The organism is Enterococcus mundtii, from assembly GCF_002947535.1.
In the GTDB taxonomy this organism is placed as follows: Bacteria; Bacillota; Bacilli; order Lactobacillales; family Enterococcaceae; genus Enterococcus_B; species Enterococcus_B mundtii_B.
Window position 1 is genome coordinate 63,473 of record NZ_PUAP01000008.1, and the last position, 22,490, is coordinate 85,962.

Consider the following 22,490-nt stretch of genomic DNA (forward strand, 5'->3'; position numbering starts at 1 on the left):
ATGCAGTGATAAAACACTATATGTAGCAGATAATCAGTTGCTCCTTTCCTTAATTTGTTTTATGATAGACAAGAACTATTTTTTGTAGGAGCTGAAGAAAATGAAACGAACAGATCAAGAAATGGCTGTACTAGAAAAACAGCCTGAAACCAAAAAAATGACTGTCATCAAACGCGATGGACGCGAGGTACCATTTGATGAACAGAAAATAAACGCCGCACTGATCAAAGCAGAAAAGAAAATTCACGGTTCCTTATCTCCTATTACGTACGAAAAGATCCAATCAATCGCAGAACTTGTGATCAAAGAAATCAAAGATCGCTTCGCAAATAACGTAAAAATCTATGAGATCCAAAACATCGTTGAACATATTTTGTTGGAAAAAAACGAATATGCCCTAGCAGAAGAATATATCCATTATCGAACAAAACGTGATTTTGCTCGTAGTAAAGCAACAGACATCAACTTTTCAATCGAGAAACTGATCAATAAAGACCAAAGTGTTGTCAATGAAAATGCGAACAAGGATAGTAATGTATTCAATACACAGCGTGACTTGACTGCTGGGATCGTTGGGAAATCGATCGGATTGAAATTACTCCCACCGCATATTGCCAACGCACATCAAAAAGGTGATATCCATTATCATGATCTTGATTACCATCCGTATACACCAATGACCAATTGCTGTTTGATCGACTTCAAAGGTATGTTGAACAACGGGTTTAAAATTGGGAATGCAGAAGTCGAATCACCAAAATCGATCCAAACAGCAACGGCACAGATCTCACAGATCATTGCCAATGTTGCATCTAGCCAATATGGCGGATGCTCTGCCGATCGTACAGATGAATTGCTTGCTCCTTTTGCACAATTAAATTACAAAAAGCATTTAATTGATGCCAAAGAATGGATCGACACACCGGAACGTCAAGAAGCCTATGCAAAAGCAAAAACCAAAAAAGATATTTTTGATGCCATGCAAAGTTTGGAATATGAGATCAATACACTTTTCACATCCAACGGACAAACCCCTTTTACTTCACTTGGCTTCGGTCTAGGTAAAAATTGGTTTGAACGAGAAATCCAAAAAGCGATTTTACAAATTCGGATCAATGGATTAGGAAGTGAAAAACGGACAGCGATCTTCCCCAAATTGATATTTACGCTAAAAGACGGAATCAATCTGAAACCAACTGATCCAAACTATGACATCAAACAATTGGCCTTGGAATGTGCCACAAAAAGAATGTATCCAGATATTCTAAATTATGACAAGATCGTTGAATTGACAGGAAGCTTCAAAGTACCAATGGGATGTCGCTCCTTTTTACAAGGTTGGAAAGACGAGAACGGTGAAGAAGTGAATGTCGGAAGAATGAACCTAGGTGTGGTTACGTTAAACTTGCCGCGGATCGCCTTAGAAGCAGACGGTGACCAAGAAAAATTCTGGCAATTACTTTCAGATCGCTTGTCAATCATGAAAGATGCATTAGTTTATCGTGTCGAACGTTGTAAAGAAGCGATTCCAGCAAATGCACCGATCCTTTACATGTATGGTGCATTCGGTAAACGTCTATCTCGTACAGACGCCGTAGACGAATTATTTAAAAATCGTCGAGCAACTGTTTCATTAGGCTACATCGGACTTTATGAAGTCGCTGCTTCTTTCTTTGGCGGTGAGTGGGAAAATAATGCTGAAGCCAAAGACTTCACTCTAGATATAGTGAAAAAACTAAAAGCCAATGCAGACGCTTGGGGAAATGAATATGGCTATCACTTCAGCGTATACTCCACACCAAGTGAAAGCTTGACGGATCGTTTTTGCCGTTTAGATACAGAAAAATTCGGTATCGTTGAAAATATCACAGATAAGGAATATTACACTAATAGCTTCCATTATGATGTACGTAAAAATCCAACGCCATTTGAAAAACTTGAATTTGAAAAAGACTATCCAAAATACTGTTCTGGTGGCTTTATCCATTACTGTGAATATCCAGTCTTGCAACAAAACCCTAAAGCATTAGAAGCTGTTTGGGACTTTGCCTATGACAAAGTAGGCTATTTAGGAACCAATACGCCGATCGATCATTGCTACCAATGTGGTTTTGAAGGAGATTTCCAACCAACTGAACGTGGCTTTGAATGCCCAGAATGTGGCAATCACGATCCAAAATCATGCGACGTAGTCAAACGAACATGTGGCTACCTAGGAAACCCACAAGCCCGTCCAATGGTCCACGGCAGACACAAAGAAATCTCGTCACGAGTGAAACATATGAAGTAAGGTTGTGAAAGAAGCGTTTAGCACTGAGTAATAAGACAGAAAAATCAAAAATGGCTGTTTCATTTTAGATTTTTTTGACTTATTACCAAAGTGTTGCTTCTTGAACACCGTAGATAAGGTTGTGAGAAAAGCGCCCTGACCTGAGCAGTAAGATGGAAAATCAGAAAATAGCTTCTCATATTTTTTGATTTTTCAGCTTAATGTTGAAGGTCAGCTTTTCGAACACCGTGGATAAGGTTGTGAGAAAACAGTTCAGCTCAAAGACACAAGAAAATAGCACCCCTTCTTCTGGCTATTTTCTTATGTCTCTTACGACCTTCAAGAATTTTTTATAACGGATACCATTTTATAATGAAAGAAGTTTTACTATGAGAAATCCTAAACCTAAAGAATGGCTGGCTCAAGATTATAGTCATGACTATATCGCTGATTATAAACCATTCAACTTTGTGGATGGCGAAGGTGTTCGTAATAGCTTGTATGTAAGTGGCTGTTTATTTGCCTGTGAAGGTTGTTTTAACAAAGCCGCTCAGAATTTCCGTTACGGCAAACCATTCACTCCAGAACTGGAAGAACAGATCATGGCTGATCTACGCAACGATTACGTCCAAGGATTGACCCTCTTAGGCGGTGAACCTTTTTTGAATACGAATGTTTGCCTACGTGTAGTCGATCGAATCCGGCAAGAATTTGGTCACAGCAAAGACATCTGGTCATGGACTGGTTATACCTTCGATGAATTATTACAAGATTCGGAAGATAAACTAGAACTGCTCTCGAAAATCGATATTCTCGTTGATGGCCGTTTTGAATGGTCAAAAAGAGATTTCAAATTACAATTTCGTGGAAGCAGCAATCAGCGCATCATTGACGTGCAAAGATCGCTTGCTGAAAAACAAGTCGTCATCTGGGAAAAATGCACTGATGCTACCCAAACATATGAACAAATAAAAAAACAAGAACTGATTTAACTATACTCCGTTTTGATTGAACACAATAAAAAATGCTCCATCTAAAAGGCCAAGACAGAAGTGAATTTCGCTTTTGTCTCAAAGTCTTAGATGGAGCATTCTTTATTCTATTTCTGATTCTATCTCTTGTGTTTCCCACAACGGCAACACAATATTCTCATAAGTCATCGGATCTAAATTCGTCAATGTGATACCTAATAAACGAATCCCCTTCTCTATCCCTAAAATCTCTTCCCATATCAGACTAGCTTGATAAAACAGTGCTTCTTTTTTATAGACATATTCTGGTAATGTTACTCGCTTTGTTACTGTAGAATAATCGGTATAACGGACCTTCAAGACAACTGTTTTCCCATGTTTCTGAACACGTCGGAGAGACTCTTCTACTTTCTCAGCCAGCTGACGCAACTGTCCAAGAACTTCTTCTTCTGTTCTTAGTGGTTGTCCATACGTATGCTCTTTCCCGACTGACTTACGCTCGCGGGTGACATTCACAGGTGAATCATGGATACCTCGTACTTTTCGATACAGCGAATACCCCATTTTACCAAACTGTTGGATCAACATCATTTCACTGCATTTATAAAGATCTTCTCCTGTAAAAATACCTAATTCATGCATTTTAGGAACAGTTTTCTTACCAACACCATGAAATTTTTCGATTGGTAATGCTTTTAAGAAATCGACAGCTTCTTCGGGGGTGACGACTGTCATCCCTTTAGGTTTTTGAAAATCTGATGCAAGTTTCGCTAAAAATTTATTATAGCTGACACCAGCCGAACAAGTCAGATGTACGTTTTGCCAAATATCAAGTTGGATCATGCGAGCGATCTTGATCGCCGATTTACAATTGATTTTATTATTCGTGACATCTAAATAAGCTTCATCAATACTAACTGGTTCGACTAAGTCTGTATAGCGATAAAATATCTCCCTGACTTCTTTTGATATCGCACTATATTTTTGGTGGTCTCCCGGTTTGAAAATCGCTTCTGGACAAAGTTCATAGGCTTTTTGGGCACTCATTGCTGAATGGATGCCGAACTTACGTGCTTCATAGTTAGCCGTCGTCACTACCCCACGCCCGCCAGTATCACTGGGATGTCTGGCGATCACTAAGGGTTTTCCACGAAGCTCAGGGTGATCTCGTTCTTCAACGGACGCGAAAAAAGCATCCATATCGATATGAATGATTTTTCTAGACGTATCATTATGTAAAGGAAACTGTAATTCCATCAGACTCACCCCACTATCATTATACACGAACTATTGTTCCCTTTCAATCTAGGAGGCTAGTCTGGTAAAGAAAATTTAACAATTGCGCTTGACTGTATTCTAAAAACAAAAAAGTGTTCAAAAGGAGTCTGGGCTTAGTCACCTTGTACAACTCTAAAACCGAATAAACGGTTTTTCATGAGTAGCTCCTTCAGAAATAAGCGTAAAACCCCAAAAATTCGAAGAACAACTTTCGGGGTTTCACGCTTATTTCTCGGATTTGAACACTTCCGCCATTACCTCAACCTTTTTAGACGATTTTTTACATAAAAAAACTAGTCATCTAATTCATGGAACTGACGATAAACTTCTTGTTTCTTGATTCCGTTTTTGACTGCAATCCTTTTGATTGCCGCATTCGGTTTTTCTCCTTGATCGATCAATTGTTGTACTTGTTCTTTTAACGTACCTTGAAGTTGTTCAGTTGGCACGATCTCTTCGTTACTTCCCTCAACAAGTAAACAGCATTCTCCCTTGATCGGCTGTTTTTCTAAATAAGCAAGTAATTCTTCGATGTCTCCGCGTAGGTATTCTTCATGGATCTTCGTCAATTCTCGACAAAGCACCACTTGACGATTGCCGAATACTTCTAACATATTAGTCAACGTTGCGGCTACGCGATAAGGTGATTCGTAAAAAATCAATGTTGCTTTCTGTGCAACAAGAGATGCTAGTATGTCCTGTTGTTCCTTTTTCTTTCTAGGTAAAAAACCATAGAATAAAAATGGTTGCGGAACGAGCCCAGAGGCAATCAATGCGGTCATACCCGCTGTAGGACCTGGCAATGCCACAACTGGGATATCTTCTTTGATACAAGCCACGACAAGCTCATGTCCTGGATCACTAATGGACGGCATCCCCGCATCACTAACTTGCGCAATCGTTTTTCCCTCTTTTAACCATTCGATCAATTGAGGAATACGTTCTTTATAATTATGCTCGTGCAAACTTTTTTGGGGAGTTTGGACCTCGAAATGATTCAATAGCTTTTGTGTATTACGGGTATCCTCACTTGCGATCAAATCCGCTTCTTGTAATGTCCGTACACTGCGAACAGTCATATCCTCCAAGTTTCCGATCGGCGTTGGAACGAGGTAAAGTGTGCCAAGCACGTGATTTCCTTTAAAGCTCTTTTGGTTATACATATGATTCTCCTTATCAAACAGAGTAAAGGAAGCTACTCTAATTAAAAAATTTATCCTGGTAGTTCAACGACGAATACCGCAAAACAAGAATGCTTTGCGGTATTCATTGACCGTGATAGAAGCCACTAGATCCTTTGATTTAGCGTCCGCTTTCTCGATAGATCACTTCTAAACAGAACGCACAAGGTTCATCATTTTCACGTCTTGAACCATACAAATCATAACAAACATGAAATCCTTCTTCATAAATCTTTTCTAGATTCATGCGGGATTTTGATAGTTCTTGTTTGGCATTTTCAGCTGGAGCTTGCGCCACTTGGTTCAATTCACGAAGATGTTCACGTAATCGTTGATTTTCCATCTCTAAGGTGGTATTTTTCTCAACGATCTCATGCAGTGCATGTTTCATCTCTACTAATTCAGTCAATGTATTTCGTAACTCTGACTCCAATTGGTTCAACCCATCATATAATGATCTCTTATCCATTCATCTCACCTACTTGGATGAAATTTTTTAGTTCATCCCATTCATATTCAACAGGATTCTCCCGTCCGTTCAGTCGCACACTAACTAAGCGACTAAGCAGATTCAATCCTACGACTTTCCCTTTACCATCAGGAGTTTCAAGTGTTTTCCCAAAGTCAGGGAGTTCTTTTTTTGCGGCTTCATATGCTTCACTTTCATACTGTAGACAGCACATCAAGCGACCGCACAAGCCAGAAATTTTAGTTGGGTTCAGTGATAATCCTTGTTCTTTTGCCATTTTGATCGAGACAGGGACAAAATCTCCTAAGAAAGAAGAGCAACAGAGTGGTCGCCCACAAGGCCCGATACTTCCGATCATCTTCGCCTCATCCCGAACACCGATTTGTTTCAATTCGATCCTTGTACGAAAAACGGCAGCCAAATCTTTCACTAATTCACGAAAATCAATACGTCCATCTGCCGCAAAATAAAAAGTCAATTTGCTTCGATCAAAAGTATATTCAACTTGGACGATCTTCATTTCTAGTTTTCTATCTCTAATTTTTTCTTTCGCAATCAAAAAAGCTTTTTTTGCATCTTCTTGATTTTTTTTGCTTTTTTTAAGCTCAGCAGTCGTTGCTTTATGCAAAATGGGATTGATGGTTTCAGGTAAATCTTCCAGATCAATATCTCTTTTGGGAATAGCAACCGTTGCGATATGTAAAGTTTGCTGAGACTCGACTAACACTTTATCATTGTATGCATATTCTGAATCTCCGGGTGTAAAATAATAGACATGACCAGCATCTCTATAACGGACACCTACTACTTCTACCATTTGTGGCCTCCTTGATTACGCAAAATATAAATTGACAAAATCAAAAAATCGTTTGTAATACGAATTGCTCAGCGACGGCTTGAAAACTCACATTGCTACGCAGTTTTTGTTCTGCTGACAAAATACGTTCAATCGTTTGATTCAGCCGTTTGACTTTACCATACTCCCCAGATGTTATCGCCTGTTTTTGAGCTTCCTGATAATAATACATTAAAATTGAAAAACCAGTAAATTGTTGATTTTTTTCTTTAAATACTTTCACCAATCGTTTTTGGACATAGATAAAGGCTTGTGTATCTCTTTTATCCAAGTAGACAAACCATTGATAAATCAAGTCCTTAGCCTCATTAAACCATTCATCTTCTGAGATTTCAACTGCTTTTCCTAAACTGTTTGTCAAGAATGCTAAAAGTTTTGCTTTTTCCGCAGATATTTGCTTATCTTGTAATTTTTGAATCAATGAATCCTTTGACAATTCTTGGAAATGCAAGGTTTGACAACGAGATTGGATCGTAGGTAAGATCCGACCAATGGCTTCCGTTTCTAAAATCGCTAGAAAATCACCAGGTGGTTCTTCTAAAAATTTCAATAAACTATTTGCCGCACTCGCATTCATTTTTTCTGCTTCCTGGATCAAGAATACCTTTTTCCTGGATTCATATCCGCTTCGACTAAACTCTGTCTGTAAGCGCCGGATCTGATCGACCTTGATCGACTGACCATCAGGTGCAAGAACGAGCACATCTGGATGTTCTTGATTTTGGATCCGTTGACAATTATTACATTTGCCACAAGGTTGTTGATTGTCCATATTCGTACAATATAAATGTTGTGCTAACCAAATGCCTACTTCGTGTTTACCTGTACCTTTTTCACCTTCAAAAAGATAAGCATGAGCGAGACGCCCATGCTCAAAACTTCGTTGAAGTTGTTGATACACGAGAGGTTGCATTTGCGCAAGTATGTTTTCTTGAGCCATAGTTCCTCCTAGAAATGGTGGAATCCTTCAACTGGTAAGACAAAGACTGTTGCTCCGCCTACTTCTACTTCTACAGGATAAGGAACGCCACCGTCCATTGAAATATCTAACGTTACTGGAGTAGAAACAAATTGTTTTCTTGACTCACACGTTTTTTTGATGATCTCTAATGCTTCTTCGACACGATCGTCCTCGATACCAACGATAAATGTACTGTTTCCCGCTTTAAGGAAACCGCCAGTAGAAGATAATTTAGTGGCACGAATATTTGCATCGATCAATTCATTGGACAAACGGTTGCTATCTTTATCTTGAATGATTGCTAAAATGATTTTCATTTACGTTCACCTTCCTGACTTTCAAAATATTGTGGAAATTGGTTGATAATTGCGTGGTAACTCAATTGTAACACTTCTTCAAAACTATTTCTTGCATCAATCTTATGGATACGCTCTGGATGCTCCTCTGCCAATTTCAAATAGGCATGACGGACACGCTGGTGGAACTCTAATCCTTCTGAATCTAAACGATCGATTTGATTCTGGCGATTTTTAGCGATTCGACGTAACCCTGTGTCAGAGTCCACATCAAGATAAAGAGTAAAATCAGGAGTCGTTCCTTCTGTAGCAAATTCATTCAGTTCAGCAATCTCGTTTATGCCGATCCGACGACCAGCACCTTGATAAGCCAACGAACTATCGACAAAACGATCACACAAAACGATTTTCCCACTCGATAGTGCAGGTAAAACTTTTTCGACCAAGTGCTGTCTGCGAGCAGCTGCGTATAATAAACTTTCTGTTCGCTCGTCCATGCGATCATTTTTCGGATCAAGGATCACTGCACGAATCTGTTCAGCAATTGGTATCCCACCTGGTTCCCGAGTTTGAATGATCTCTGTTTTTGCTACTTGTTGTAAAAGAGGAAATAGTTCTTTGATGATACTCGTTTTACCTGCACCATCAGGTCCCTCGATCGTAATAAATAAGCCGTTCACACTTGTTCCTCCGTCTCTTCTCTTGCTTTTCTATTTTATCTGAAAATCTTTGTTGATCAAACTACCGCGATCAGACTCATATCAAAGAATCATAGTTCTCGTCTGCCTTCGACCGCTTTCATTAAAGTCACTTCGTCTGCATATTCGATATCGGAACCAACGGATAAGCCATGAGCTAACCGTGTGACTTTGATCCCAGCAGGCTTGATCAATCGTGAAAGGTAGATTGCTGTTGCTTCTCCTTCTGTTGTCGCATTCGTTGCAATGATCACTTCTTGGACCTCTGCATCATGCAAGCGTTGTAAGAGAGGAGGAATATTGATATCTTCTGGACCCGTGCCTTCCATTGGTGACAATACACCATGTAGCACATGATACAAGCCACGATACTCACGCATCTTCTCCATCGCCATGACATCTTTTGGTTCTTCAACAACTAAGATGATGCCACGATCTCTCGATGGATCTTTACAGATCTCACAAGGATCTTCTTCTGTGATATTTCCGCAAATACTACAAAAATGTAGATCGCGTTTGACGCTCAATAAAGCTTTGGCAAATTCATTGACCACTTCATCCTTCATATCGATCGTATAAAAAGCCAGTCTTGTCGCTGTTTTTTGACCAATACCTGGAAGTCTCATATAACTGTCGATCAGTTTGGCAATTGGTTCTGGATATTGCATGTTCATTTCCCCTTCAGGAAAATTTAAAAGGGTAAGCCCTTAGTGTATTTTCCCATTGTTTTTTCTGATTCTGTATCGATTTTTTCTAATACGTCATTGACAGCCATCACGATCAAATCTTGTAGCATTTCTGTATCTTCTGGGTCAACTACTTCATCATTGATCTGGATATCTTTCATCCGACGATTACCAGTAAAAACGACTTTTACTAGATCATTCGTAGAACTACCAGTAAATTCTGTTTCATTTAGTTTTTCTTGGGCTTCGCCCATTTCTTTTTGCATTTTTTGGACTTGTTTCATCATCCCTTGCATATTTCCCATTCCGCGCATCATTATTATCGCTCTCCTTTTCTAATCATCGATTACTGTGACTGCTGAACCGAAAAGTTCTTCCGCTTTCGTCACTACATTTTCTTGGTTTGTTTGTTCTTGAGGAAGCAATTCGATCTCGTCTGATTCATCATCAGACGCAAACGATTCTTCGGCTTCTCCGTCCTTTGCTTGGACGAGATAATTTTTTCTAAGACCGGGCCAACTTTCACGTGTGATATAGACGGGCTCTGGCGCATAATCTTTGATCATGCGACTAAGTTGGTTGTGGATCGCTAATTGAAGCTCTTCGTCATTAGCTGCGCGCTGACAGACGATTTCATAATCAAAAGCAATCACTAGTCCACTAGGTCCTGCCGCAACTGGTTCACTTGCTTTCAGCATCGCTCGCTGGGTCACTGACAAGCTCATCAAAAGGTCATCCCAGACTTCTTTTACTTCATTCAAGTGTTTCCTTGTTGCCTCTTTTAGTACATTATACACCCGTTCCGTTGGAATACGGTACGTACTTGGCTGTTTTTTCTGAACAGGTGATTGCGTCGTTTGCTGATTCGCAGTGACTTTCACCGTGCCATTTTTGATTTCTTTGATTTCCTTTTTAAGCTCTTGGATCTCTTGTTGCAATTGTCTCACTTGTTGCTGATCAATTTCACTTGGCACTTGCTGACTTTCATTTGCTGAAGATTGAGCTAGTTTGACTGTCGCAACCTCTAAATAGATGGTCGCACTATTTGTAAAACGCACCTCATTTTGCGTATCGCTCAAAATTTGGATCATTTGAAACAAGCGTTGTGCCGGGATTTCTTTCGCCAATGTCGTGAATGTTTCTGTTTTGACATGTGAGGTTTCCTCTAATAGATTTGGTGCTTGCTGATACATCAATAGATCACGGCAATAAGACAACAGATCTTCTAAAAAGCGTCGTGATTCTTTTCCTGCCGCTAGAATTTGATTTAATTCTTGTAAGGCTTGTGGGATCTCTTTGCTAAAACAAGCGGATAGATACGCATCCATCATCTCATTCGTCAAACTCCCCGTGACTTGCATCGCATCATCCAACGTGATCGTGCCATCACTGAAAGAAATCGCTTGGTCAAGAATACTTAATGCATCCCGCATCCCACCTTCTGCTGCTCGTGCGATGACAGTCAACGCAGGCGCTTCGTAAGCAATCTCTGTTTGATCCAAGATATATTCTAAATGTTCGGTAATATCTGCTGCATTGATCCGCTTGAAATCAAAACGTTGTGTTCGAGAGATGATCGTTGCAGGGATTTTGTGTGGTTCGGTGGTTGCTAAAATAAAAATAACACTTTCTTTTGGCTCTTCCAGTGTTTTCAGTAAAGCATTGAACGCCCCTGTCGAAAGCATGTGGACTTCATCAATGATATAAATTTTGTAAGCGGCTTTTGTTGGTGCATAATTTGCTCGATCTCTGATGAAACGGATCTCCTCGACACCATTGTTACTTGCCGCATCGATTTCAATGACATCTTCTTGTGTCCCAGTCGTGATCGACTGACACATCTCACAATGATTACAAGGTTCACCATCTTTGCTGTTTGGGCAATTGATCGCCTTGGCAAATATTTTTGCCGCACTTGTTTTCCCTGTCCCTCTTGGTCCTGTAAACAAATAGGCATGTGAGGTTTTATGGGAAACAATCGCATTTTTCAATGTTTGTGTCACAGCTTTTTGTCCAACGATATCTTCAAATCGCTGTGAACGCCACACACGATAAAGTGCTTGATATGCCATAAGGATCCCCCTTCTTTTGAAAAATTCACTAACTTTTATTATACGTGATTTAGCAAAAAAAAACTACTATACTTTATTAGGTTGTAACAGAAGTGATCAGCTCTTAAAAATAAACCGAAACATTCAAAAAAAGCTGTTCGTATTTTGGGATGTTTTGGCTGAACACCAAAGAAGTTAGCTTTCAAACACCGTTTATCTAGGTTGTGAAAGAACCGTTCAGCTCAAATCTATTAGACAAAAGATCGAAAATGGCTATTCCATGTTTGATCTTTTGGCTGATATCCGCAGAGTGCTCCTTGAACAGCATTTATCTAGATTCTGAAAAAAAGGTTCAGCTCCAATTAGTATGGCAGAACGCAGAAAATAGTTGTTCTTGTTTTCTACATCTTTCGACTGAGAGCATTTTCAGTCTCCTATGGTATAATACAAACATATACTTAGTAAAAAATACTTGCTCACAGGGAGGACTTTTTATGGGACTTATTAAAGCAGCAACTAGCATGATCGGCGGCGGATTAGCAGATCAATGGATCGAAGTCATTGAACCAGACAATATGAGCGACACTACGGTCATGACAAAAGGTGTCAAGGTACGAAAAGATGATAAACGAGGATCCAATCGAAAAGGTACAGAAGATGTATTGACAGATGGTACAGTCGTTCATGTGTATCCGAACATGATGATGCTTTTGGTAGATGGTGGAAAAATCATCGATTATACAGCTGAAGAAGGCTATTATACGGTTAAAAACGATGCAGCTCCTTCTATGTTCAATGGTTCATTGAAAGGTGCAATCGCTGAGACCTTCGACCGCTTTAAATTTGGTGGTGTGACACCACAAAAACAACAAGTATTCTATATCAATCTACAAGAGATCAAAGGAATCAAATTTGGAACAAGCGCTCCGTTGAATTATTTTGATAATTTCTATAATGCAGAATTATTCCTACGTGCGCATGGAACGTACTCTATCCATATCACTGATCCAATCTTATTTTATACAAATGCAATTCCTAAAAATAAGACCCAAGTGGAGATTGCAGATATCAATGAACAATATTTAGCAGAATTCTTAACTGCTCTACAATCAGCAATCAACCAAATGTCTGCTGATGGTCAACGTATTTCTTATGTCCCATCAAAAAGCTTAGAGCTAAGCAAATACATGGGAACGGCATTAGATGATTCATGGCGTGAGCTTCGTGGAATGGAGATCGTTTCTGTCGCAGTTGCTAGCATCTCTTACACGGATGATTCGGTCAAACTCATCAACATGCGCAATGAAGGTGCCATGTTAGGTGATCCAAGTGTTCGTGAAGGCTACGTGCAAGGTTCGATTGCTCGCGGGATGGAAGCAGCCGGAAAAAATGATGCTGGTGCAATGACTGGCTTCATGGGGATGGGCATGGGCATGAATGCCAATGGCTCATATTTAGCTCAATCTTCACAAAGTAATCAAGAACAAATCAAACAACAACAAGAAAAACAAAACCAACAAACAGCTCAAGGTACTAGCGATACATGGACTTGTCCTGTCTGTGGTACTGAAAACACAGGGAAATTCTGTTCAAACTGTGGTGGCGCAAAACCAGTGGCGAATAGCCAACCAAAGCTTGAAATGAAATGTAGCGAATGTCATGAAGTGGTGGATCTTTCAAATGGAATTCCTAAGTTTTGTCCAAATTGCGGAAAACCATTCAAAGGTATCCCACTCGACTAGTTGAAAGGGGTGCCTGAATGGATGCTTTAACACATAAATGCCCCAATTGCGGCGGACCATTGACCTTCGATCCAAAAGATCAAAAATTTCATTGTGACTATTGCTTGAATGTCTATACCGAAGCAGAAGTCAGTCAATATGAAGAAGAACAAAAAGCGGCCCGCAACATCGATGGGAATCAAGATCAACCAGTTGCAACGGATGACTTCACCTTTACAGCAGAAGAACAACTTGATCAAATGGATGAAACAGAACGCCAATCATTTGCTGATGCTGGTGGAATGACCGATACAGAGGCAACAGCTGAACAAACGGCTACCGACGAACAAAGCAACATGGAACTATTTTTATGCCCGAACTGCGGTGCAGAAATCGTCACAGAAGCCACTACAGCTGCTACCTATTGTTACTACTGTCATAATCCAGTCGTGCTGTCAGGACGGCTAAGTGGTGACTTCTTACCAAATAAAGTCCTGCCTTTTGCTGTTGAAAAAGAAGAAGCAATTAAACAGTTTCTCGCATGGACGAATAAAAAATGGTTTGTACCAAAAGCATTTTTCAATCAGGATCAAATCGACAAATTGACCGGCGTGTATTTTCCTTATTGGGCAACCGATGCCGAACTAGATGGTTCTTTACAAGCCAACGGGACAGTTGTCAGGATCTGGCGTGTCGGTGATATCGAATATACCGAAACAAAACAATATGCCGTACACCGCGAAGGAAAGCTTTCCTTCAAAGAATTAGTGAAAAATGCTTTGTCAAAAAATACTCAACAAAAAATGGTGGAAGCTGTCCAACCATTTCCTTTAGCTAAAGCTATCGGATTCAAAAGTCAATATCTCGCTGGATTCCAAGCAGAGAAACGTGACATTGAGTACCAAGCAATCAAAGCAGATATCCAAAATGAGTTACGTGACTATTCCGAAAAATTATTGCGAGATACAGCCAATGGCTATACTACTTTGACCGGAGTACGTGCTTCTGCAGAAATCACTGGCGAAAAAAATGAATATGTCTTGTTACCGGTCTGGCTTGTTACTTACCGTAGCAACGATTCTAACAAGAAAGTCTATTATTATGCAATGAATGGCCAAACGGGGAAAGTTAGCGGTGTATTACCGATCAGTCATAAAAAACTCGCTTTGACCTCTTTCGGGATATTCGCTGTTCTAGCGATCCTCTTTATGATTGGAGGCTATTTGATATGATGAGTAAAAAAAGTCTCTCCATTTTCTTTTTATTAGCCATTAGTTTACTGTGGACACCGATCGTAGGAGCTGCTACCCCAACAATCAATGATGAAGCGAATTTGTTTACAAGCGAACAAGTCAACACACTGAACCAACAAGCGAAAGAAATCAATGAAAAGATCAAAGGACAAGTATTTATCGTCACGACTACCTCAAATAGTGCAGAACCGAGAGATTTCGCTGACAACTATTTAAGAACCGCAATAGGAAATGATCAAAATGGCTCTGTTTTACTTTTAGATATGGGCCAACGAGAAATCTATATCTCGACTTCCGGGAATATGATCGACTATTTGACGGATCGTCGGATCGATTCGATTTTAGATGATGTCTATGATCAGATGACGAATGCCAACTATTATGCAGCAGCCCAAGCCTATTTGACCAAAGCTTCTACTTATGTAGATGAAGGTGTGCCTGGCGGTCATTATCGTATAGATGAAGCCACAGGTAAAATCACTCGGTATAAAGTTTTGACTACCGTTGAAATAGTGATCGCGGTAGTTTTGGCAGCTGTCTTAAGTATCGCTTTTTATATGATCACCGTCTCACGATACCAGTTGAAATCAGGGACATATAAATACCCATTTCGTGAAAAAGCAAGTATCAAATTGACGGACAAAACAGATCGTTTAACGAACTCCTTTGTCACGACTCGTCATATCCCTAAAGCGCCACCACCAGGAAGCGGTGGCGGTGGAAGCACGACTCATTCGAGTGGTGGCGGTACCTTTGGCGGCGGTGGCCGAAGTTTTTAATTAAATGAAAACAGAACACGAACCAAAACATGGATCAGACTATGAGGGAATCCCTCTATCTGGTCCATGTTTTTTTATTCTTTCATCAAATACTTACACACTTGCCATGCTGAAATAGTCATAGAAATAAAATTACGTTAAATGGATATATATATTGATTTTTAATTTCATAAAGGTATACTTGGTTTATGTAAGCGTTTCAAAAAAAACGAAAGGAGGTCTCACAATGAATAATAAAGAAACAGCTCCATCAATCATTCATTTTGGGATGAAATCGGCTTTTTACTTGCTTCTTGCTTGTATCGTGAGTGGTATCTTCATTCCCTATTTATTCTATTTATTGCACTGGGAAGTTCGACTGGGTGTCTTTCTCTTTCTTCCTCCCTCTTTAGCTGCTGTTATCACTGGCAATTATTATTTTATTTCAACTACTAAAGGATGTATCCGAACATTTCTTATCGCTACAGTATTTCTGATGTTCGTCGCTTATCTATGGTTGTATCAAGGCATCATCTTCTAAATTCTATCGATAAAAAAGGAGTGTCAATATGTTAACAAAGTTTACAGAAATCATTGAGCGTTATTTGGCAGGCCCAATGGCTACAATTGCCAATCAAAGACATTTACGTGCCATTCGTGATGGGATCATTGCTACATTGCCACTAATTATCGTCGGTTCGTTTTTCTTGATCATTGCTTTTCCTCCCTTACCGCCTAGCTGGGGAATCTATCGATTTTTATCCGAAAATGCAGCAACTATTTTATTACCCTATCGCATGACCATGTATATCATGTCTCTTTATGCGACATTTGGCATCGGTGCCAGTTTAGCCAAAACCTATAAACTAGATGTTGTTTCTGGTGGGTTACTAGCTACGATTGCTTTTTTGTTGACCTTTATCCCTGTCAATATTCCTCTTGAGGCTGCGGAAGCTGCTGGTACTTCTGGTTTTGTTTTGCCTATGGCCAATCTTGGCGGTGGCGGGATGTTTGTCGGGATCATTACTTCGATTTTTGCAGTCGAAGTGTATCGTTTGACGGATAAATCGAAATTCAAAATCACGATGCCTGAGCAAGTACCTCCTGCAGTTGCTCGTTCCTTTGAAGCATTGACGCCAACCTTGATCGTGATTTTAGTCATGGCATCGATCAGCTATTATATTGGCTTTGATTGGCATACAGCCGTTTCAAAAGTTGTCAGTCCTTTGATCAGCGCAACCGATACGTTGCCGAGTGTCTTGTTGCTGATTTTTCTAATCACTTTTTTCTGGGCATTCGGCATCCATGGCGTATCCATCATTGGTTCACTTGCTCGCCCCTTATGGTTGCAGATCTTAGAATCCAATACAACCGCTGCTGCTGCAGGTGAGACTTTACCGAATATTGCAGCTGAACCTTTCTATCAATGGTTTGTTTGGATCGGTGGCGCAGGTTGCACGATTGGTTTAGCGATTCTGCTTGCCTTCACAGCAAAATCAAAATATGCTTCAAAACTAGGTAAGGCAATCATCACTCCTTCTATTTTCAATATCAATGAACCAGTCATCTTTGGCGTACCGATCGTATTGAATCCGACACTGATCATTCCGTTTATCTTTGCTCCAATGGTTTGCGCAACCATCGCTTGGTTTGCGACTAAACTAGGCTTAGTCAGTGCAGTTACCATCACCGCACCATGGACACTCCCTGGACCTATTGGTGCTTACTTAGCTACCGGTGGTGACTGGCGGGCAGCCGTGTTGAATATTTTATTGATCATTCTTTCCATTTTTATGTATTATCCATTCGTCAAGATTTATGATAAAAATGAATTGGCAAAAGAACAGGCTTTAGAAACTGGAACATCAAGAGAGACACCACTATCTAACTAATTTGAGAGAGACTTAAAGTAAGTTTGAGCCTACTTCTTTTATTTCATAAAAACAGCACCTACTTTTCTTAGAGAAAGAAGTAGGTGCTGTTTTTCATTACTGTTTTTTCATTCTAGTGAAACTGATTTGTTGTAACTTATTATTTCAATACCCAGACACTGCTTGTTTCTGGATTCGAATTAGTATTCCACCATTTTGCTTCATAGGACTTTCCTTTGTAGACGACTTGATCACCACCCGAATATGCTTTATTCGCTACCCAATCTTGTGTTTGTGTTTTATCTACTTTCTCCCATGCTTGAGATGTATCAGGACGTTCACCTCTGACCCACCATTTAGCACGGTATTGGATGCCATTATAAATCACTAAGTCTCCTGCTGTGTAAATTTGGTCACTGCGCCAAGTATCTTGAATAACATTTTGCTCATTGGTCTTGATTGTCACTCCCTGGCTTTTTCCTGACTCATTACCTGCTCCATCATAAGCACTGACTTGATAAGTATAGCTAGTATTACTTGCTAAGTTCGTATCCGTAAAATTCAAGCCTGTTACTGAATTGATTTTCACCCCATCACGATAGATATTGTAGCCAGCCACACGTAAATTATCTGTCGCAGCAGTCCAAGTGATCTGTGCGGTATTTGTAGTAACAGTGCCTTGTGTCAAACCTGTAGGGATGCTTGGTGCCTCGTCATCTTTTTCTTCTTGTCTTGTAACGACAGTCAAGAAGCTTGTTCTTGCGGATTCGTTCCCTGCTTCATCATAAGCGCTCACCTGATACACATATACTTCGTTACTCTTTAGATTTGCATCTAGGTATTCTGGCTTATCCGTTGTTCCCACTTTTACGTTGTTCCGATAGATATTGTACCCTTTGACTTTCGTGTTATCAGACGATGGGTTCCATGCTAGTTTGACAGAATGACTCGTTACCTCATTCGCCGCAAGACCTGTTGGGATCGTCGGTGCTTCTTTGTCATTATTGTTCGTACCACCATCGATATCCCCTACTTCACCTGTCATCTCATCTCGGTATTCCCAGATTTTCTTAGTCAAGCTTGGTAGTTTTTCCATTTCAATTCGACTTTCAGCAGTCACTTGGATCCCCCATTTTTCAAAGAAAGGTTGCAAGTTTTGACCACTGATTTTTGAAGCTGCAACAACAAAATACTGACGTTTGTCTTGTTCCGTCGGTAGTGAACGCTGTTCGTTTCGATACATTTTATGTAAATTAGGATAGAAATCATCACCAAATGCTAGTTCCAATTGCCAGAACATTCCAAGTCTTGTCCAGACACTTTGGCTGTCAAATTGTTTTTGCCCTGTCCCATTCAAATAGTTGAAAATAGTTGGATAATGATTATCTCTTTCTAGACGACTACGCTCGCCCAATCCTTTTTCTGCACGCATAGAATAGATGTTTACAGTGACTTCCGTCAAGTCTTTCCAATTCATTCGTGATAATTGGTAGGTATGACCAAGTTCATGCCAAATTCCCCATTGTCCCCTAGTCGTAGGATTCAGTACTGCTCTCATTGCATCTGAGGTGCTGTTATAAGCTGTATGTTGGTAAAAAGCATACATATAATAGCCAGACTGAATGGTTTCTCGCAAATGCTGGAATAAACCAACTGGCTTACGATGGACAGCGGAACTACCATCTAAACCTGATGTTTGATTATGGAACGTAATGACTTTCTCATGTGCATTAAGAATCGTCTCAGGATTCTTTGCATCCTGGAGTGTTCGATTCGACCCTGTTACTAATACACGTTCACTGACTAATTCATAGCCTACTGCTGTCGGATTATCGGCAATCATCTTTGTCCATTCTTGTTGGGTTGTTTCACCAAGAATAAATCGAGGAATCGTTACCCCGCCTTTGATTTCAATATTTAGTTTCCCTTGCGATGTTTGACCAGATTCATTTCGAATGTGGATCAGACCGACTTGCGAACCAGAAATCACATTACGTCCTTTGACTAATTGTGTCCCATTTGCCGAGCCTTCCGAAAAATTTGTTAAAGCAGGTGTAGTAACTGTATACGTCGGTAGTTGTGTTTGATCAGTTGATTCATCTACATATATCTCGATCACATCATTCGCACGTTTATATATTCCGGTCGATTGATTAGTACTCGGACCATATGGATTATCTAAAATAGTTGATCTATATGTATTTAGATTCTCACTCTGTTTGAGTTCTAGTTTAGTAGAAATATTTTGATTGGTTTGTACGATTGCAGATGTAGCAGCTTTTTCATTCTCTCCTGAATGAATAACTTCCTCTGCGGTAGTTACATCAGAAAACATAACTACCCCTAACAGCGCAGCGCTAAATAATAAACTTTTTTTCATTTTTAAAATAACTCCCCTAAAATCATTTTTTATTACAAAATAACTATAACATCCACAAGAATGTGTTATTTACCAATTTTTCTTCGCATCTGGAAAAAATGAAAAAAAATTTATTTTATTTATGCTTCCACTGACAATTACCTATAAAATTGCGGTTTATACCACTATCCGTATCAAACAATGATATAAAAAATAAATATATAACAGCATGCCCGTCATATTTTCTCACAATAATAAAAAAACGTGTTTGGGCTATCAGTCCTCTCCCACCACCTGAAATCAAATAAGCGGTGGGAACAGAAGTAACCCTTTCGGAAAATAAGGCACCATCCACGAAAATTTTTCTCCAAATTTTTGTGGATGACGCCTTATTTAATGAGGCTAAACACTTCTGTCCCGATCTCGTGTTAGAAACAATAGGAGGATTTTCAAGCAAATAGATTTTTCTTATATTGACCGATGAGTGCCACAAGTATAAGAAGTAATCCTGAACAAAGATAAACGAGTTTCACGCCAAAAAGATCAGCAATTTTCCCCATAACTAGCATCGCAGTCGAAAAAGTTCCCATATGGATAACTCCTGATATCGCATACACAGAAAGTAACTTTTCTTCTGAAGTCTTTTGCTGAATGATCGTTGCTTGCGGAATATTTTTTATCTGGAAAAAGATTCCGATCATAAACGTACAGAGCAAAACAAATGACGCATAAGGGAGCAACACGACTAGCAAAGTTGCTACACCACCCAAAAAAGAGCCTCCTACGATTGCTTTTCCTTTATGATTATCAAAAAAGTCCGGACTTTTCATCACGATCAAACTTCCAAGTAACGCGCCAATAAAATAAGAAGTATTGATATAGCCCCACCAGTTAGCTGGTTGTTCCAATAACACCGATACAAAAACCAGTACAATAGAAGAGGCCCATGCTGTATTGGCAATTCCTTCTATTGTATCCATGATCACGACTATCCGTATCAAAGGCTCTCTCCAAACGTATTGCCAACCTTTTTTCAACTCTTGCCATTTTGAGTGCTTTGCTTCTTTTTCAACAGCTTTAGGTAGAAATAAAAATAAAACAGAACAAACTAAAAATAGTCCAACGTCTATCCAAACTAGCTCAGAAACAGAAAACCAGATAAGTAGAGAAGCACCTACCGCCCAACTACCGATATTAACGACTTGAAGCATCGTGCTAAATAAACTATTTGCCCGAATCAACTGATCTTTTTTGATATACCGAGGAATAAGTGCCATACTGACTGGTTCCGCACATCCGTCTAAAAATGCAATACAAGCAATCAAAAGGTAAATCACCCCTAGGTTAATTTGTTTCGGCAGATAAGAGAGATAGGCTGCTAGAACGGTCAAAAAAATGGTCTTCATTATTTGACTCCATTTTAACATTCTATCAAGCGATATTTTCATGGATAATAAGGGTGTCAAAAAGCTAGCCAACATCATTGACCCTGTCACGACGACTGGTACAACGGCTGAAGCAAATGCTGAATTTGTCCAAGAAAAAACTGCACTGATGATTGCTACTGTATAAATCGTATCGCCGATATTCGCTACTGCTTGACCGAACACCAAACACAAAAAAGCTTTTTTATCCTTCATTTTTTTCTCCTTCAATCAGAGATTCAATCAACCGAATTCGTCCGTCACTATTCATTGTACCCCAATTCTTCTATGCCGCTCCTCGAAAACAGCTTCCTAAAAAGCAGCAACTACCAAGGAACGACTTTGAGCTCTGGCCATTTCTTGGTCCATTTTGCCACTTTCTGATCATAAATTTCTTCTGAGATCATTTTTTTATTTGGTCGGATGATCCCTTCAAATAGATCATCTAGCCCATAAGGAGAGAACACTTGCAACTGTTCCTTTTCATCAAGAGAAACAGCGATTGCTGTAGCTGTAGTTGGCCATGTAGAAACGGCTTCTTTTGAAGAAGTATACGCCTGGATCGGAAATCCAAATCTTTCTTCGTACCAAAGATGGACCCTTGCTTCGTTGATGATATCCAACGAATAGGTTGAATATCCGATTACCTCTGCTATTTTCTTACTCGTGTCCAGCTCTTTTTCTTCGCTTAATTCTTCATCAAAATAAATAATATCAACATCACTTATTCCGTAGCCGGTCGGTCGATCATACAGCCGATTCCAAACGGATTGCACGATACATCCCGCACCCACATATAGTTCTGGTATCGCCATTTTAGAGACTGTTTGGATAATTTGATAAAGCACAGCGTCTTGTTTTAGAATCTCATGTAGTGTTTCTTTTTGAATATTCATTGGTTGATTTTTCGTCATTGTTCTTCCTACCTTTTTTTATTTTTTTAAATTCGGTGCAAACAATTATTTCAAATAAAATCTTACAGGAAGCGTTTGCAATTAGCAATAGGTCAAAGTTTCCCAATCTAATTCTTTAGACAAAAAAAACAGACTACACACAGTATGTAGTCTGTACACCTTTGATTGCTCAATGGTTTGATTATTCCGCAGCGTTTTCGTCTTTGAGACCGTATTTTTTGTTGAAACGGTCCACACGTCCGTCTGCTTGTGTGAATTTTTGACGTCCAGTGTAGAATGGATGTGAGTCAGAAGTTACTTCGACACGGATGACTGGGTATGTATTACCGTCTTCCCATTCAACTGTTTCTTGTGAAGTTTTTGTTGAACCTGACAAGAATTTGAAACCAGTTGTAGAATCCAAAAATACGACTGGATGGTAATCTGGATGGATATTTTCTTTCATGCTATTCGCTCCTTTGCCCTGCTTCATTT

The 22,490-nt window shown here is 39.6% G+C and carries 21 protein-coding genes; 7 read left to right on the forward strand and 14 right to left on the reverse strand.

All coding sequences use genetic code 11. From position 1 onward, the window contains the following. Positions 1–100 precede the first annotated feature (100 nt). Together nrdD and nrdG are read left to right on the forward strand one after the other, a co-directional pair. Positions 101–2,290 carry an anaerobic ribonucleoside-triphosphate reductase gene (nrdD, locus tag CUS89_RS02335; RefSeq protein ID WP_019723769.1) on the forward strand — a complete coding sequence of 730 codons (2,190 nt, stop codon included), beginning with the start codon at positions 101–103 and terminating at the stop codon, positions 2,288–2,290. 368 nt (positions 2,291–2,658) lie between these two features. Beyond that, positions 2,659–3,261, forward strand: coding sequence for an anaerobic ribonucleoside-triphosphate reductase activating protein (gene nrdG, locus CUS89_RS02340; RefSeq protein WP_019724134.1), 603 nt, complete (start codon positions 2,659–2,661; stop codon positions 3,259–3,261). 102 nt (positions 3,262–3,363) lie between these two features. Here the strand turns inward: nrdG and dinB are convergent, their stop codons facing one another. The 10 genes from dinB to dnaX all read right to left on the reverse strand — a co-directional run bounded on the left by dinB (position 3,364) and on the right by dnaX (position 11,737). Further along, the gene (dinB, locus tag CUS89_RS02345) at positions 3,364–4,500 is read right to left on the reverse strand and encodes a DNA polymerase IV (RefSeq protein WP_181055289.1); all 1,137 of its coding nucleotides are present in this window, start codon (positions 4,498–4,500) and stop codon (positions 3,364–3,366) included. Between the two features lie 311 nt (positions 4,501–4,811). Next, positions 4,812–5,681 carry a 16S rRNA (cytidine(1402)-2'-O)-methyltransferase gene (gene rsmI, locus CUS89_RS02350; protein WP_104870889.1) on the reverse strand — a complete coding sequence of 290 codons (870 nt, stop codon included), beginning with the start codon at positions 5,679–5,681 and terminating at the stop codon, positions 4,812–4,814. Between the two features lie 139 nt (positions 5,682–5,820). Continuing rightward, positions 5,821–6,168, reverse strand: a complete 348-nt coding sequence (locus CUS89_RS02355; RefSeq protein ID WP_010736045.1) for a DNA replication initiation control protein YabA — start codon at positions 6,166–6,168, stop codon at positions 5,821–5,823. Then, entirely contained in the window at positions 6,161–6,985 is an 825-nt protein-coding gene (locus tag CUS89_RS02360) for a PSP1 domain-containing protein (RefSeq protein WP_104870890.1), read from the reverse strand. The genes CUS89_RS02355 and CUS89_RS02360 overlap by 8 nt, the downstream gene beginning before the upstream one ends. A 40-nt stretch (positions 6,986–7,025) precedes the next feature. Then, the gene (gene holB, locus CUS89_RS02365) at positions 7,026–7,964 is read right to left on the reverse strand and encodes a DNA polymerase III subunit delta' (protein ID WP_104870891.1); all 939 of its coding nucleotides are present in this window, start codon (positions 7,962–7,964) and stop codon (positions 7,026–7,028) included. Positions 7,965–7,972: 8 nt separating this feature from the next. Further along, positions 7,973–8,302 carry a cyclic-di-AMP receptor gene (locus CUS89_RS02370; RefSeq protein WP_010736048.1) on the reverse strand — a complete coding sequence of 110 codons (330 nt, stop codon included), beginning with the start codon at positions 8,300–8,302 and terminating at the stop codon, positions 7,973–7,975. Next, on the reverse strand, positions 8,299–8,961 hold the full coding sequence (tmk, locus tag CUS89_RS02375) for a dTMP kinase (RefSeq protein WP_065096086.1): 663 nt from the start codon (positions 8,959–8,961) through the stop codon (positions 8,299–8,301). Before tmk ends, CUS89_RS02370 begins: the two co-directional genes overlap by 4 nt. A gap of 89 nt (positions 8,962–9,050) precedes the next feature. Further along, positions 9,051–9,647: a recombination mediator RecR gene (gene recR / locus CUS89_RS02380; RefSeq protein WP_019722633.1), complete on the reverse strand. Its 597-nt coding sequence runs from the start codon at positions 9,645–9,647 to the stop codon at positions 9,051–9,053. A gap of 23 nt (positions 9,648–9,670) precedes the next feature. Next, positions 9,671–9,982, reverse strand: a complete 312-nt coding sequence (locus CUS89_RS02385) for a YbaB/EbfC family nucleoid-associated protein (RefSeq protein ID WP_010736051.1) — start codon at positions 9,980–9,982, stop codon at positions 9,671–9,673. An 18-nt stretch (positions 9,983–10,000) separates the two neighbouring features. Then, positions 10,001–11,737 (reverse strand): DNA polymerase III subunit gamma/tau, encoded by a 1,737-nt coding sequence (gene dnaX / locus CUS89_RS02390; RefSeq protein WP_104870892.1) that lies wholly within the window; start codon positions 11,735–11,737, stop codon positions 10,001–10,003. A gap of 473 nt (positions 11,738–12,210) precedes the next feature. Here dnaX and CUS89_RS02395 point away from each other — a divergent pair, with 473 nt between their 5' ends. The 5 genes from CUS89_RS02395 (at position 12,211) to CUS89_RS02415 (ending at position 17,340) form a co-directional block, all read left to right on the forward strand. Next, positions 12,211–13,458 carry an SPFH domain-containing protein gene (locus CUS89_RS02395; RefSeq protein WP_104870893.1) on the forward strand — a complete coding sequence of 416 codons (1,248 nt, stop codon included), beginning with the start codon at positions 12,211–12,213 and terminating at the stop codon, positions 13,456–13,458. Between the two features lie 17 nt (positions 13,459–13,475). Continuing rightward, positions 13,476–14,669 carry an ATP-binding protein gene (locus CUS89_RS02400; RefSeq protein WP_104870894.1) on the forward strand — a complete coding sequence of 398 codons (1,194 nt, stop codon included), beginning with the start codon at positions 13,476–13,478 and terminating at the stop codon, positions 14,667–14,669. Then, a complete protein-coding gene (locus tag CUS89_RS02405; protein ID WP_181055290.1) occupies positions 14,669–15,469 on the forward strand; it encodes a TPM domain-containing protein in 801 nt (266 codons plus the stop codon). The genes CUS89_RS02400 and CUS89_RS02405 overlap by 1 nt, the downstream gene beginning before the upstream one ends. A gap of 226 nt (positions 15,470–15,695) precedes the next feature. Further along, entirely contained in the window at positions 15,696–15,989 is a 294-nt protein-coding gene (locus CUS89_RS02410) for a hypothetical protein (RefSeq protein WP_104870896.1), read from the forward strand. Between the two features lie 28 nt (positions 15,990–16,017). Next, positions 16,018–17,340, forward strand: a complete 1,323-nt coding sequence (locus CUS89_RS02415; RefSeq protein ID WP_104870897.1) for a PTS sugar transporter subunit IIC — start codon at positions 16,018–16,020, stop codon at positions 17,338–17,340. A gap of 139 nt (positions 17,341–17,479) precedes the next feature. On the opposite strand, the gene CUS89_RS02420 is transcribed toward CUS89_RS02415, so the two are convergent. From CUS89_RS02420 to CUS89_RS02440, 4 genes are all read right to left on the reverse strand, one after another. Then, a complete protein-coding gene (locus CUS89_RS02420) occupies positions 17,480–19,699 on the reverse strand; it encodes a M60 family metallopeptidase (RefSeq protein WP_104870898.1) in 2,220 nt (739 codons plus the stop codon). Positions 19,700–20,127: 428 nt separating this feature from the next. Continuing rightward, a complete protein-coding gene (locus CUS89_RS02430) occupies positions 20,128–21,318 on the reverse strand; it encodes an MFS transporter (protein WP_104870900.1) in 1,191 nt (396 codons plus the stop codon). Positions 21,319–21,428: 110 nt separating this feature from the next. After that, positions 21,429–22,016, reverse strand: coding sequence for a nucleotidyltransferase family protein (locus CUS89_RS02435; RefSeq protein ID WP_104870901.1), 588 nt, complete (start codon positions 22,014–22,016; stop codon positions 21,429–21,431). A 181-nt stretch (positions 22,017–22,197) separates the two neighbouring features. Next, on the reverse strand, positions 22,198–22,461 hold the full coding sequence (locus CUS89_RS02440) for a type B 50S ribosomal protein L31 (protein ID WP_010736059.1): 264 nt from the start codon (positions 22,459–22,461) through the stop codon (positions 22,198–22,200). Positions 22,462–22,490 lie beyond the last annotated feature (29 nt).